This is a genomic window from Pseudomonas zanjanensis, from assembly GCF_014268745.2.
GTDB lineage: Bacteria > Pseudomonadota > Gammaproteobacteria > Pseudomonadales > Pseudomonadaceae > Aquipseudomonas > Aquipseudomonas zanjanensis.
On the sequence record NZ_JABWRB020000001.1, the window covers coordinates 675444 to 688273 of the forward strand.

Consider the following 12830-nt stretch of genomic DNA (forward strand, 5'->3'; position numbering starts at 1 on the left):
GATGACGGCTGGTATCTTTATTCCCGAGTTGGGCCACCTGGCGATGATCCTGGCCCTGTGTTTCTCCCTGGTCCAGGCCGTGGTACCCCTGCTCGGTGCCTGGCGTGGCGACCGGTTGTGGATGAGCCTGGCACAGCCGGCGGCATGGGGGCAGTTCGCGTTCATGCTGTTCGCCTTCGGTTGCCTGACCTACGCGTTCATGGCTGACGATTTTTCCGTGGAGTACGTCGCCAGCAACTCCAACAGCGCCTTGCCCTGGTATTACAAGTTCAGCGCGGTGTGGGGCGCCCACGAAGGGTCGCTGTTGCTCTGGGCTTTGATTCTCGCCGGATGGACCTTTGCGGTCTCGGTGTTCTCCCGGCAATTACCACGCGTGATGCTCGCCCGCGTACTGGCGATCATGGGCATGATCAGCACTGGTTTCCTGCTGTTCCTGATCGTCACGTCCAATCCGTTCGAGCGCATCCTGCCGCAGATGCCGATGGATGGCCGCGACCTGAACCCATTGCTGCAAGACATCGGCCTGATCGTTCACCCGCCGATGCTCTACATGGGCTACGTCGGTTTTTCCGTGGCCTTCGCCTTCGCCATCGCCGCGTTGCTCGGCGGGCGGCTCGATGCCGCCTGGGCGCGCTGGTCGCGCCCGTGGACCATCGTCGCCTGGGCCTTCCTCGGTGTCGGTATCACGTTGGGCTCCTGGTGGGCCTACTACGAACTGGGCTGGGGCGGCTGGTGGTTCTGGGATCCGGTGGAAAACGCATCCTTCATGCCTTGGCTGGTGGGTACTGCGCTGATTCACTCCCTCGCCGTCACGGAAAAGCGCGGTGTGTTCAAGAGCTGGACCGTGCTGCTGGCCATCGCGGCGTTCTCGTTGAGCCTGTTGGGCACGTTCCTGGTGCGTTCCGGCGTGCTGACGTCGGTGCATGCCTTTGCCTCGGACCCTGAGCGCGGTGTGTTCATCCTGATGTTCCTGCTGTTCGTCGTTGGCGGTTCGCTGACGCTGTTCGCCCTACGGGCGCCGGTGGTCAAGAGCCAGGTCGGCTTCAACCTCTGGTCGCGGGAAACCCTGTTGCTGGGCAACAACCTGGTGCTGGTGGTGGCGGCTTCGATGATCCTGCTGGGTACGTTGTACCCGCTGGTGCTCGATGCACTGTCCGGCGCCAAGCTGTCGGTGGGTCCGCCGTACTTCAATGCGTTGTTCATCCCGCTGATGGCGATCCTGATGGTGGTGATGGCCATCGGTATGCTGGTGCGCTGGAAAGACACCCCGGTCAAGTGGCTACTGGGCATGTTGACCCCGGTGCTGCTGGGCACGGCCGCCCTGGCCGTGGTGGCCGGCGTGGCCTACGGCGATTTCAACTGGGCGGTGCTGGCGACGTTCGTGCTGGCGGCCTGGGTGTTGCTGGCCGGCGTCCGGGACATCTTCGACAAGACCCGCCACAAAGGCCTGATCAAAGGCCTGCCATCCCTGACTCGCAGTTATTGGGGCATGCAGATCGCCCACCTGGGCATCGCCGTCTGCGCCTTGGGCGTGGTGTTGTCCAGCCAGAACAGTGCCGAGCGCGACCTGCGCCTGGCGCCGGGGGAGTCCATGGACCTGGGGGGCTATCAGTTCGTGTTCGAAGGCGCCAAGCATTTCGAAGGGCCGAACTTCACCTCTGACAAAGGCACTGTGCGGGTCATTCGCAACGGCCAGGAAATCACCGTGCTGCACCCGGAAAAACGCCTCTACACCGTGCAGAACTCGGTCATGACCGAAGCCGGGATCGATGCCGGGTTCACTCGCGATCTCTACGTGGCCCTGGGCGAGTCCCTGGGCGACGGCGCGTGGGCGGTGCGCGTTCATGTCAAGCCGTTCGTGCGCTGGATCTGGTTCGGTGGCTTGCTCACCGGCCTGGGCGGGATGCTGGCGGCGCTGGATCGGCGTTATCGAGTCAAGGTGAGAACCCGGGTGCGTGAAGCCTTGGGCGTGACGGGAGCCACTGCATGAAACGTTGGTTGATGCTGTTGCCGTTGGCGCTGTTCCTGTTGATGGCGGTGTTCTTGTACCGGGGGTTGTACCTGAACCCGAGCGAGTTGCCCTCGGCGATGATCGGCAAGCCATTCCCGGAGTTTTCCCTGCCTTCGGTGCAAGGCGACAAGACCCTGACCCGTGCCGACCTGCTGGGCAAGCCGGCGCTGGTCAACGTGTGGGGCACCTGGTGCATTTCCTGCCGGGTCGAGCACCCGGTGCTGAACAAGCTGGCCCAGAACGGCGTGGTGATCTACGGCGTCAACTACAAGGACGTCAATGCCGACGCTCTGAAGTGGCTGGCCGAGTTTCACAATCCGTACCAATTGGACATTCGTGACGAAGAGGGCTCCCTGGGCCTGAACCTGGGCGTCTATGGCGCGCCGGAAACCTTCTTCATCGATGCCAAGGGCGTGATCCGCGACAAGTTCGTCGGCGTGATCGACGAACAGGTCTGGCGCGAGAAACTGGCCGCCAAGTACCAGGCCCTGGTGGACGAGGCCAAGCCATGAAGCGTTGGTTAGCCGCTGCCATCCTGGGGTTGAGCCTGGTCGGTGTGGCCCAGGCCGCCATCGACACCTATGAGTTCGCCAACGACGGCGAGCGCGAGCGGTTTCGCGAGCTGACCAAGGAACTGCGCTGCCCCAAATGCCAGAACCAGGACATCGCCGACTCCAACGCCCCGATTGCCGCCGACCTGCGCAAGGAAATCTTCCGCATGCTCGGCGAGGGCAAGGACAACCAGCAGATCATCGACTTCATGGTCGATCGCTACGGTGAGTTCGTGCGCTACAACCCCGCCCTGTCCTCCAAGACCGCGGTGCTTTGGTTCGGCCCCGCCGGGCTGTTGCTCGGTGGTCTCGTGATCATCGCAGTCATCGTGCGCCGGCGCCGGGTCCAGCGCACGGCCGCACCGGACACGCTTTCTGTCGAAGAGCGCCAGCGCCTCGACCAACTGTTGGATAAAACCAAGCATGATTGATTTCTGGCTCGCCGCAGGTCTGCTTCTTCTGGTTGCCCTGAGTTTTCTGTTGATCCCTGTACTGCGTGGTCGTCGCGCTCAACGCGAAGAGGACCGCACCGCACTCAACGTAGCGCTGTATCAGGAGCGCGTGGCCGAACTGCAAGCCGAGCGGGAGGAGGGCGTGCTCAACGCCGCGCAACTGGACACCGGTCGTGCCGAAGCCGCCCGGGAGCTGCTCGCCGACACCGAGGGCACCGATGCTCCGCGCGAATCCCGGCTAGGCAAACCGTTGCCGTTGCTCGCCGCCGTATTGGTGCCGGTGCTGGGCCTGGCGCTGTACCTGCATTTCGGTGCCAGTGACAAGGTCGAGCTGACCCGCGAATTCGCCCAGGCGCCGCAGTCGATGGAAGAGATGACCCAGCGCCTGGAGCGCGCGGTGGCGGCACAGCCAGACTCGGCCGAAGGCCTGTATTTCCTCGGGCGTACCTACATGGCCCAGGATCGGCCCGCGGATGCGGCGAAGATTTTCGAGCGCACCGTGGCGGTCGCCGGTCGCCAACCGGAACTGTTGGGCCAGTGGGCCCAGGCGCAGTATTTCGCCGATGGCAAGAAATGGTCGGATAAAGTCCAGGCCTTGACCGACGAAGCGCTCAAGCTCGATCCGAAGGAAGTCACCAGCCTCGGCCTGTTGGGCATCGCCGCGTTTGAAGGCGAACGCTATCAGGAGGCGATCGATTACTGGGGGCGCCTGCTCGCGCAACTGCCGGAAGGCGACAAATCACGCGAGGCGCTGCAGGGCGGCATTACCCGGGCCACCGAGAAGCTGCAGGCCAGTGGTGGCAAAGTCGTCCAGGCCCCGCCGGCCAAGACCGGGGCAGTGCTCAAGGTTCGCGTCGACCTGGCGCCGGAGCTCAAGGCCAAGGTGCAGCCGGGCGACAGCGTGTTCATCTTTGCCCGCGCCGTGGCCGGCCCGCCGGCACCCCTGGCCGCCAAGCGCCTGACAGTGGCCGATCTGCCGGTCACGGTTGAACTGGGCGATGCAGACGCCATGATGCCCCAGTTGAAACTGTCGAACTTCCCCGAAGTCCAACTGATGGCGCGCGTCTCCCGGGCCGGCCAGCCGACCGCGGGTGAGTGGATCGGCCGCAGCCAGCCCCTGGCGAGCAGCACCACGGCGCAACAACAATTGACCATCGACAGCCCGGATAAATAACAGGAATTCGCACCATGACCGCCATCGCTCGTATCACCCTGCTCACGCTCGTCATGGGCCTGAGCGCTTGCGCGGTCCAGCGTCCGCCGGAGCCCTCGGCGCCACTGCCACCGATTCCACCGTCGACCCCAACCACCAAGCCGGCCCCGTCCATGCCTCCTGGCAAGCCAGTCATCCCGAACAAACCGGCCAAGCCGGTGCCACGTACCTCCGCCAGTTTCGCCCCGCCACCGGGTGGCAACAGCCACTGGGACGCCAAGCTGGGGGTCTATGTGCTGGATAACCAGACCAATACGTTCTACCGCCAGCGCACCTATTTCCGCTGGAACAACGGTTGGAGCCGTTCCGTCAGCCCGAACGGCCCGTGGGAAGAAACCACCATCGAAGGCGTGCCGGCGGGGCTGGGGCGCAAGTTCCACTGAAAGTGATCGTTTCACACTGATCTGGAAGTGATCGGCAACCCTGTGGCGAGGGAGCTTGCTCCCGCTGGGCTGCGAAGCAGCCCCAATCCAGCCACCGCGGTCTGTCGGGCATATTTCGCTATCCAGGTTTTACGACTGCTGCGCAGCCGAGCGGGAGCAAGCTCCCTCGCCACAATCAAGTCCTCCACCACAATGGCGTTCGGCACAACCGTGCAGTAGGCCGGGCTTTTTGTGTTTCCGAATATTCTTTGAACGAAATTTTCACCAAATCTTGCGGACAATCCCCCGCGCTCATATCGCCGCCGGTTATTTAATGGCAATGCCATAGCCGTTCGTGCAACATTTGCGCACTCGCGCAAGCCCCGGGGCCAGGCTTTGGCCAACAGAGGGCGCGCCGTTGTTTCTTTTTTTGACACTCCAACTCCAATAGGGTCCTTAAACGACATGGCAATCCCGGACGCCCTGAGTCAGCAGCGCACCACGCATCGCCTGCTGCAACCGACCGTCAAATCGCACCTGGCCTACACGTTGCTTTGCGCCCTGGTAATGATGGTCATGCTGAGCCTGCTGCGCGTGGCGCTGCTGGTCTACAACCGCGAGATGATCCTCGACACCCCGGCCTCGACCTTCGTTGAAGCGTTTTTCAATGGCCTGCGCTTTGACTTGCGCCTGGTGGTCTACCTCAGCATCCCGTTGCTGCTGGCATTGTTCAGCGCAAGGGCCATGGCCGCCCGTGGTTTCTTTCGTTTCTGGCTGACCATTACCTCCAGTGTTGCGCTGTTCCTCGGCTTGATGGAGATGGACTTCTACCGTGAATTCCACCAGCGCCTCAACGGCCTGGTCTTCCAGTATGTGAAGGAAGACCCGAAAACCGTGATGAGCATGCTCTGGTACGGTTTCCCGGTAGTGCGCTACCTGCTGGCCTGGGTGGGCGGCACCCTTATCCTGAGCCTGGCGTTCAAGGGCGCCGACCATGCCACCCGCCCGCGTGGGCCGTTCAGCGGCGGCAGCATCGGCACGCGTCAGCTCGCGCCGTGGTACGGACGTGTCGCGGTGTTCATGGTTTGCCTGCTGGTGGCCGTGGCCGCTGCGCGCGGTACCCTGCGCCAAGGTCCGCCATTGCGTTGGGGCGACGTCTACACCACCGATTCGAACTTCGCCAACCAGTTGGGCCTCAATGGCACCTTGTCATTGGTGGCGGCGGCCAAGAGCCGGCTGTCCGAACACCGTGACAACATCTGGAAGGCCACACTCGAGCAACCGCTGGCACAGCAGACCGTGCGCAACATGCTGGTGATGCCTGACGACAAACTCGTGGACGCCGAGACAGCCGCCGTGCGCCGCGACTACACGCCGCCAGCGGACAAGACCCTGCCGATCAAGAACGTGGTCGTGATCCTCATGGAGAGCATGGCCGGTCACTCGGTGGGCGCCCTGGGCGCGCCGGGCAACATCACGCCTTACCTGGACAAACTGTCCAAGGAAGGCCTGTTGTTCGACCGTTTTTTCTCCAATGGCACCCACACCCACCAAGGCATGTTCGCCACCATGGCGTGCTTCCCGAACCTGCCGGGTTTCGAATACCTGATGCAGACGCCGGAGGGCAGCCACAAGCTGTCGGGCCTGCCGCAACTGCTCAGCGCCCGCAACTATGACGATGTGTATGTCTACAACGGCGATTTTGCCTGGGACAACCAGTCGGGTTTCTTCAGCAGCCAAGGCATGACCACGTTCATCGGGCGTAACGACTTCGTGAACCCGGTGTTCTCCGACCCGACCTGGGGCGTGTCCGACCAGGACATGTTCGACCGGGGCCTGATCGAACTCAAGGCGCGGGAAAACGGCAAGCCGTTCTATGCGTTGCTGCAGACTCTGTCCAACCATACGCCTTATGCGCTGCCGACGCCGTTGCCGGTGGAGCCGGTCACTGACCGTGGCCGCCTGAACGAACACCTGACCGCCATGCGTTACTCCGATTGGGCGCTGGGCCAGTTCTTCGAGAAGGCCCGCAAGGAACCTTACTTCAAGGAAACCCTGTTCGTCGTGGTCGGTGACCATGGCTTCGGCAACGAGCGCCAGATCACCGAGATGGACCTGGGCCGCTTCAATGTGCCGATGCTGCTGATCGGGCCGGGCGTCCAGGAGAAATTCGGCCAGCGCAACCACACCATTGGCACCCAGGTCGATATCGTCCCGACCATCATGGGCCGGCTTGGCGGGGAAGTGCGCAACCAGTGCTGGGGCCGCGACCTGTTGAATCTGCCGCCAGGCGACACCGGTTTTGGCGTGATCAAACCGTCGGGTAGTGATCAGACCACCGCACTTATCCACGACGACAAGATCCTGGTGTTGCCAGAGGAAAAGGCAATGGCACCGAAACTGTTCCGTTATCAACTGGGCGCCAATCCACATGCAGAGGTCATCCCGGATGCACCGGAGACGGCTGAGATGAAACTCAAGCTCGAATCGTTCCTGCAAACCGCGACCAAGAGCCTGCTGGATAACACCGCCGGCGTGATTGACGGCAAGCCGGACTGAGAAACGGCGAGCATAAAAAAGAGGCCTACAGAGGCCTCTTTTTTTTTTGCGCTTACTTAGTGGTTTATATCTTGCCCAGTAATAGCAGGACCAACAGCACCACCAACACTACACCGATGATACCGGACGGACCGTAGCCCCAACTTCTGGAGTGCGGGAAGACCGGAAGACCACCGATCAGCAGGAGGATCAGAATAATGATAAGTATTGTGCCCATTGTAGATTTCCTTATTGGTCAGTTTTGGATTGATGCAACTTCCAACTACCAGCACGCATGCGTTAAATCCGGGCGGCTTAATAAGTCCGACCGTAACGTCCTGTAAAAAATTCAAAGTTTTTGTAGGCGCCGGTATGAGCTGGTAGGAGCTGTGTAGGAGCTGTCGAGTGAAACGAGGCTGCGATCTTTCCCCACACACTTGAATCCCAAGCGAAAGATCAAAAAATCGCAGGCTTCGCCAGCACCCACAGTTTGCCCTCGCCATTCAGCAATCTGATGGAGCGTGGGTCTGGCAGGCGCCTTCGCTACACTCGGCCTATCTCTCCCGGAACAAGGCTGTTTGCTATGCAAAATCGCATGATGATCACTGGGGCCGGCTCCGGCCTGGGTCGCGAAATCGCGCTGCGCTGGGCTCGTGAAGGCTGGCGCCTGGCCTTGTCGGATGTCAGCGAGCCAGGCCTGGTGGAAACTCTGAAATTGGTGCGCGCTGCCGGTGGTGAAGGCTTCATCCAGCGTTGCGATGTGCGCGACTACAGCCAATTGACGGCGTTCGCCCAGGCTTGCGAAGAAAAGCTCGGCGGTATCGATATCATCGTCAACAACGCCGGCGTAGCTTCGGGCGGGTTCTTCAGCGAACTGTCCCTGGAAGATTGGGACTGGCAGATCGCGATCAACCTGATGGGCGTCGTCAAGGGCTGCAAGGCTTTCCTGCCATTGCTGGAAAAGAGCCGCGGCAAGATCATCAACATCGCCTCCATGGCGGCCTTGATGCAGGGGCCAGCCATGAGCAACTACAACGTGGCCAAGGCAGGCGTCGTGGCGTTATCGGAGAGCCTGCTGGTAGAGTTGGCGCAGCAGGAAGTCGGCGTCCACGTGGTGTGCCCGTCGTTTTTCCAGACCAATCTGCTGGACTCCTTCCGCGGGCCGACCCCAGCCATGAAGGCTCAGGTCGGCAAGTTGCTGGAAAGCTCACCGATCAGCGCCGCTGACATTGCCGACTACATCTACCAGCAAGTGGCCCAAGGGCAGTTCATGATCCTGCCCCATGAACAGGGGCGCATGGCCTGGGCGCTCAAGCAGAAGAACCCACAGTTGCTCTACGACGAAATGACCGCCATGGCCGACAAGATGCGCGCCAAGGCCCGCCAGAACCTGAATTGACCTGGCTGCGCGATGTCCTCAGGATGGCGCCATTCGGCCCTCTTGATGGACATCTGCATGCTCAACTACCTGTGGTTCTTTCTCGCCGCGCTGTTTGAAATCGCCGGTTGCTACGCCTTCTGGATGTGGCTGCGCCAGGGCAAGAGCGCCTGGTGGATCGCCCCGGCGCTGCTCAGCCTGACCTTGTTCGCGCTGTTGCTGACCCGCATCGAAGCGACCTACGCCGGGCGCGCCTACGCGGCTTATGGCGGTATCTATATCATTGCCTCGATCGGCTGGCTGGCCGTGGTGGAGCGGGTCCGGCCACTGGGTTCCGACTGGATTGGCGTGGCGCTCTGCGTGTTGGGGGCGAGCGTGATTCTATTCGGCCCACGGCTCTCAGCTTCCTGAAATAACCTACGGTTCGCCAGGTTTTTGCAGGACGTTTCCTTCAGTCGCAAGAACTTTGCTTGTAGGGCCTTACTGAATTCTCGCTGGTGTCTTGAGAACGGAAAGCAGGCCGGGCATGGTCAGGGTCCAGACATTCTTAAGGACAAGAACCATGCTCGTATTAAGCCGTGCTGTGGGCGAGTTGATTTCCATCGGTGACGATATTTCCGTCCGGGTGCTGTCGGTCAGTGGCACCACCGTGCGTTTTGGCGTCGAAGCGCCACGGCACGTCGATGTCCATCGCTCCGAAATCTATGAAAAGATCCAGAGGAAAAAGGCTAACGCCGCCCGCAAGGCCTGTTCAGTCGAATAGGTGCTTGGGCACGTCGTGCTTGAGCATCAGTTGGCACTGTTCGCTTTCCGGGTCGAAGACAATCAAGGCCTGGCCTTTGGTCAGGGCTTGCCGGACCCGCAGCACCCGCGTCTCCAGGGGCGTGTCGTCACCGTTGTCGGTGCCGTCGCGGGTCACGAAATCTTCGATCAGGCGAGTGAGCGTGTCGACTTCGAGTTGGTCGTGGGGGATGAGCATGGGGGACCTCGGCTAGACATTAGGGCGATGCTACGGCCAATGGGCTTTTGCGGCTAGCCTGGGTTTTGACCATTGCGAATCCTTGTGGGAGCGGGCTTGCTCGCGAAAGCGGTGGGTCGGCTAGCATAGAGTTTGAATGTACCGCCGCCTTCGCGAGCAAGCCCGCTCCCACAATTTGATTTGTGTAGACTCCGAAAGCGTCATGTGTCAGCCGACATCGCGAGCTGGATCAGCTGTCCGACCGCTGCCCCACCAGGCTGTCCACCGACGGCACCCGGGTATCGCTTTCCATCTGGGCATCGTGCTCGATCTGGTGGCTGAAGCGATCCAGGGAGCCTTGGGCCGGTTGCGCGTCGCTGGCGAACACCGGTGGGCTGAGGATGTAGGCGCCGAGCAGGCGGCTGAGGGCGGCCAGGCTGTCGATGTGGGTGCGTTCGTAGCCATGGGTGGCGTCGCAGCCGAAGGCGAGCAGGGCGGTACGGATATCGTGGCCAGCGGTGATGGCCGAATGAGCGTCGCTGAAGTAATAGCGGAACAGGTCGCGGCGTGCCGAGATGTCGTTCTCCTTGGCCAGTTTCAGCAAATGCCGCGACAGATGATAGTCGTAAGGGCCTCCGGAGTCCTGCATCGCCACGCTGACCGAATGTTCGCTCGAGTGCTGGCCAGGGGCGACGGGCGCGATGTCGATACCGACGAATTCGCTGACGTCCCAGGGCAGTGCGGCCGCTGCGCCGCTGCCGGTTTCCTCAGTGATGGTGAACAGGGGGTGACAGTCGATCAGCAGTTCCTCGCCACTGTCGACAATCGCCTTGAGCGCCGCCAGCAGTGCCGCGACCCCGGCCTTGTCGTCCAAGTGCCGGGCGCTGATGTGACCGCTTTCGGTGAATTCCGGCAAGGGGTCGAAGGCCACGTAATCGCCGATGCCCACGCCCAGGGTTTCGCAATCGGCGCGGGTGGCGCAATAGGCGTCCAGGCGCAGCTCGATGTGGTCCCAACTGATGGGCATTTCATCCACGGCGGTGTTGAACGCGTGACCGGATGCCATCAATGGCAGCACGCTGCCACGAATCACACCGGTGTCGGTGAACAAGCTGACCCGACTGCCTTCGGCAAACCGGCTGGACCAGCACCCCACCGGAGCCAGGGTCAGGCGACCGTTGTCCTTGATGGCCCGCACCGAGGCACCGATGGTATCCAGGTGCGCCGACACGGCCCGGTCGGGGCTGCTCTTGCGGCCCTTGAGCGTGGCGCGGATCGTGCCACGACGGGTCATTTCGAAGGCGATACCCAACTCTTCGAGCCGCTCGGCGACGTAGCGCACGATGGTGTCGGTGAAGCCGGTCGGGCTGGGGATGGCGAGCATTTCCAGCAGGACCTTTTGCAGGTATTCGAGATCCGGTTCGGGAATTTTGCTGATCATGGAAACTCCTCTCGGAACATTAGGTTGAAATAGGGGAACCCTGTGGCGAGGGAGCTTGCTCCCGCTGGACCGCGAAGCGGTCCCTTTGAGCTCCAGGTCGATGCACAAACCCGGATGGCTACGCAGAGGGGCCGCTTCGCAGCCCAGCGGGAGCAAGCTCCCTCGCCACGGAAGAAGGGCTAAGCCACCGTCTGGCTATGAGGAAACAACAGATCCACAAAACGCTCGGCGGTGGGTTGGGGTTCGTGGTTGGCTAAACCTGCGCGTTCGTTGGCTTCGATGAACACATACTCGGGTTGATCGGCCGCCGGCACCAGCAGGTCGAGGCCGACCATGGGGATGTCCAGCGCCCGCGCGGCACGCACCGCCGCATCGGCAAGGGTCGGATGCAGGATACCGGTGACATCTTCCAGGACGCCGCCGGTATGAAGGTTCGCTGTACGGCGTACGAACAGGTGCTCTCCGGCCGGCAGGACGCTGTCGTAGTCGTACCCCGCCGCATTGAGGGTGCGCAGGGTCTCGGCGTCCATCGGTATCTTGCTTTCACCACCCGTAGCGGCCTGCCGTCGGCGGCTCTGGGCTTCGATCAGGGCACCGATGGTGTGCCGGCCGTCGCCGATCACCTCCGCCGGGCGCCGGATCGCCGCCGCCACCACTTCAAAGCCGATCACCAGGATGCGCAGGTCCAGCCCTTCGTGGAAGCTCTCCAGCAGCACCCGGCTATCGAACTGCCGAGCCGCTTCAATGGCGCTCTGCACCTCCTCGATGGTGCGCAGGTCCACCGCCACGCCTTGGCCCTGTTCACCGTCCAGCGGCTTGACCACCACCCGTTCGTGCTCATCGAGAAACGCCAGGTTGTCATCGGCGTTCCCCACCAGCTGTTGCGCCGGCAGGTTCAGGCCGGCGTTTTTCAGCACCTTGTGGGTCAGGCTTTTGTTCTGGCACAGGGTCATGCTGATGGCGCTGGTCAGGTCGCTCAGGGACTCGCGGCAGCGCACCCGGCGGCTGCCGTGGACCAGGGTGAACAAGCCGGCCTCGGCATCGTCCACCTGCACTTCGATGCCGCGCCGGTGAGCTTCTTCGACGATGATCCGCGCATACGGATTGAACTCCGCCTCGGGGCCGGGCCCAAGGAACAACGGCTGGTTGATGCCGTTCTTGCGCTTGATGGCGAAGGTCGAGAGGTTGCGAAAGCCGAGTTTGGCGTAGAGATTTTTTGCCTGGCGATTGTCGTGCAGCACCGACAGGTCGAGGTAGCTCAAGCCACGGCTCATGAAATGCTCGATAAGGTGACGCACCAGCACCTCGCCGACACCGGGTCGCGGGCATTGCGGATCGACGGCCAGGCACCAGAGGCTGCTGCCGTTTTCCGGGTCGTTGAAGGCCTTCTGATGATTCAGGCCCATGACGCTGCCGATCACCGCACCGGTATCGTCGTCTTCAGCCAGCCAGTACACCGGTCCGCCTTCGTGACGCGGGGTCAGTCGCAGCGGGTCGATGGGCAGCATGCCCCGGGCCTGGTAGAGCTGGTTGATGGCCTGCCAGTCGGTCTCGCTCTGGGCGCGGCGAATGCGGAAGCCGCGAAACACCCGGGTGGACTGGCGATAGTCGCTGAACCACAGGCGCAAGGTGTCGGACGGATCGAGGAACAATTGCGCCGGTTCCAGCCCCAGCACCTGCTGGGGCGCGGCCACGTACAAGGCAATGTCGCGTTCGCCGGGTTGTTCGTTGAGCAGTTCCCGGGCCAGGCACGCCGCGTCCGGGAAGGTGTGGCCGATCAGCAGTCGGCCCCAGCCGCAATGCACCGCGATCGGGTCGGCGCCCAATTCGCTGCCGTCTTCGGCCAGGCGTGCCTGCAGGCGTTCATAGGAGGGCGCCTGGCCGCGCAAGAGGCGTTGGTTGTGAACAGTTGCGTGAGGTTTCATC

Annotated in this window: 13 protein-coding genes; 9 read left to right on the forward strand and 4 right to left on the reverse strand. The window is 62.2% G+C overall.

What is annotated here, in order from left to right:
- Window position 1: 1 nt before the first annotated feature.
- The 6 genes from HU715_RS03185 (at window position 2) to HU715_RS03210 (ending at window position 7148) form a co-directional block, all read left to right on the forward strand.
- Window positions 2-1990 (forward strand): heme lyase CcmF/NrfE family subunit, encoded by a 1989-nt coding sequence (locus HU715_RS03185; protein WP_186704693.1) that lies wholly within the window; start codon window positions 2-4, stop codon window positions 1988-1990.
- Complete coding sequence (locus HU715_RS03190) at window positions 1987-2523, forward strand: DsbE family thiol:disulfide interchange protein (RefSeq protein ID WP_186704694.1); 537 nt, start codon at window positions 1987-1989, stop codon at window positions 2521-2523. Before HU715_RS03185 ends, HU715_RS03190 begins: the two co-directional genes overlap by 4 nt.
- Window positions 2520-2993 (forward strand): cytochrome c-type biogenesis protein, encoded by a 474-nt coding sequence (locus HU715_RS03195; RefSeq protein WP_186704695.1) that lies wholly within the window; start codon window positions 2520-2522, stop codon window positions 2991-2993. The genes HU715_RS03190 and HU715_RS03195 overlap by 4 nt, the downstream gene beginning before the upstream one ends.
- Window positions 2986-4188 (forward strand): c-type cytochrome biogenesis protein CcmI, encoded by a 1203-nt coding sequence (gene ccmI / locus HU715_RS03200; protein ID WP_186704696.1) that lies wholly within the window; start codon window positions 2986-2988, stop codon window positions 4186-4188. Before HU715_RS03195 ends, ccmI begins: the two co-directional genes overlap by 8 nt.
- A gap of 14 nt (window positions 4189-4202) precedes the next feature.
- Window positions 4203-4610: a hypothetical protein gene (locus HU715_RS03205; RefSeq protein ID WP_186704697.1), complete on the forward strand. Its 408-nt coding sequence runs from the start codon at window positions 4203-4205 to the stop codon at window positions 4608-4610.
- 444 nt (window positions 4611-5054) lie between these two features.
- Window positions 5055-7148, forward strand: coding sequence for an LTA synthase family protein (locus HU715_RS03210; RefSeq protein WP_186704698.1), 2094 nt, complete (start codon window positions 5055-5057; stop codon window positions 7146-7148).
- Between the two features lie 64 nt (window positions 7149-7212).
- On the opposite strand, the gene HU715_RS03215 is transcribed toward HU715_RS03210, so the two are convergent.
- Window positions 7213-7365, reverse strand: coding sequence for a DUF3309 family protein (locus tag HU715_RS03215; RefSeq protein WP_003183939.1), 153 nt, complete (start codon window positions 7363-7365; stop codon window positions 7213-7215).
- A gap of 345 nt (window positions 7366-7710) precedes the next feature.
- On the opposite strand from HU715_RS03215, the gene HU715_RS03220 reads away from it, so the two are divergent.
- The 3 genes from HU715_RS03220 to csrA all read left to right on the forward strand — a co-directional run bounded on the left by HU715_RS03220 (window position 7711) and on the right by csrA (window position 9268).
- A complete protein-coding gene (locus tag HU715_RS03220) occupies window positions 7711-8526 on the forward strand; it encodes an SDR family oxidoreductase (RefSeq protein WP_186704699.1) in 816 nt (271 codons plus the stop codon).
- A gap of 57 nt (window positions 8527-8583) precedes the next feature.
- On the forward strand, window positions 8584-8916 hold the full coding sequence (locus HU715_RS03225) for a YnfA family protein (protein ID WP_060743066.1): 333 nt from the start codon (window positions 8584-8586) through the stop codon (window positions 8914-8916).
- 151 nt (window positions 8917-9067) lie between these two features.
- On the forward strand, window positions 9068-9268 hold the full coding sequence (gene csrA, locus HU715_RS03230) for a carbon storage regulator CsrA (RefSeq protein WP_053120338.1): 201 nt from the start codon (window positions 9068-9070) through the stop codon (window positions 9266-9268).
- Here csrA and HU715_RS03235 read toward each other — a convergent pair.
- The 3 genes from HU715_RS03235 to ngg form a co-directional block, all read right to left on the reverse strand.
- Window positions 9257-9484 carry a YheU family protein gene (locus HU715_RS03235; protein WP_003199186.1) on the reverse strand — a complete coding sequence of 76 codons (228 nt, stop codon included), beginning with the start codon at window positions 9482-9484 and terminating at the stop codon, window positions 9257-9259. The two genes, csrA and HU715_RS03235, sit on opposite strands and share 12 nt — an antisense overlap.
- 229 nt (window positions 9485-9713) lie before the next feature.
- Window positions 9714-10904, reverse strand: a complete 1191-nt coding sequence (locus tag HU715_RS03240) for an osmoprotectant NAGGN system M42 family peptidase (RefSeq protein WP_053120340.1) — start codon at window positions 10902-10904, stop codon at window positions 9714-9716.
- Between the two features lie 179 nt (window positions 10905-11083).
- Window positions 11084-12829, reverse strand: coding sequence for an N-acetylglutaminylglutamine synthetase (ngg, locus tag HU715_RS03245; protein ID WP_186704700.1), 1746 nt, complete (start codon window positions 12827-12829; stop codon window positions 11084-11086).
- Window position 12830 lies beyond the last annotated feature (1 nt).

Bases quoted from the DNA above. Each gene is read 5' to 3' on its own strand.
- csrA (WP_053120338.1), top strand. From the start codon at position 9,068: ATGCTCGTATTAAGCCGTGCTGTGGGCGAGTTGATTTCCATCGGTGAC.
- ngg (WP_186704700.1), bottom strand. From the start codon at position 12,829: ATGAAACCTCACGCAACTGTTCACAACCAACGCCTCTTGCGCGGCCAG.
- HU715_RS03205 (WP_186704697.1), top strand. From the start codon at position 4,203: ATGACCGCCATCGCTCGTATCACCCTGCTCACGCTCGTCATGGGCCTG.
- HU715_RS03210 (WP_186704698.1), top strand. From the start codon at position 5,055: ATGGCAATCCCGGACGCCCTGAGTCAGCAGCGCACCACGCATCGCCTG.
- HU715_RS03190 (WP_186704694.1), top strand. From the start codon at position 1,987: ATGAAACGTTGGTTGATGCTGTTGCCGTTGGCGCTGTTCCTGTTGATG.
- HU715_RS03235 (WP_003199186.1), bottom strand. From the start codon at position 9,484: ATGCTCATCCCCCACGACCAACTCGAAGTCGACACGCTCACTCGCCTG.
- HU715_RS03225 (WP_060743066.1), top strand. From the start codon at position 8,584: ATGCTCAACTACCTGTGGTTCTTTCTCGCCGCGCTGTTTGAAATCGCC.
- HU715_RS03240 (WP_053120340.1), bottom strand. From the start codon at position 10,904: ATGATCAGCAAAATTCCCGAACCGGATCTCGAATACCTGCAAAAGGTC.
- HU715_RS03185 (WP_186704693.1), top strand. From the start codon at position 2: ATGACGGCTGGTATCTTTATTCCCGAGTTGGGCCACCTGGCGATGATC.
- HU715_RS03215 (WP_003183939.1), bottom strand. From the start codon at position 7,365: ATGGGCACAATACTTATCATTATTCTGATCCTCCTGCTGATCGGTGGT.
- ccmI (WP_186704696.1), top strand. From the start codon at position 2,986: ATGATTGATTTCTGGCTCGCCGCAGGTCTGCTTCTTCTGGTTGCCCTG.
- HU715_RS03220 (WP_186704699.1), top strand. From the start codon at position 7,711: ATGCAAAATCGCATGATGATCACTGGGGCCGGCTCCGGCCTGGGTCGC.
- HU715_RS03195 (WP_186704695.1), top strand. From the start codon at position 2,520: ATGAAGCGTTGGTTAGCCGCTGCCATCCTGGGGTTGAGCCTGGTCGGT.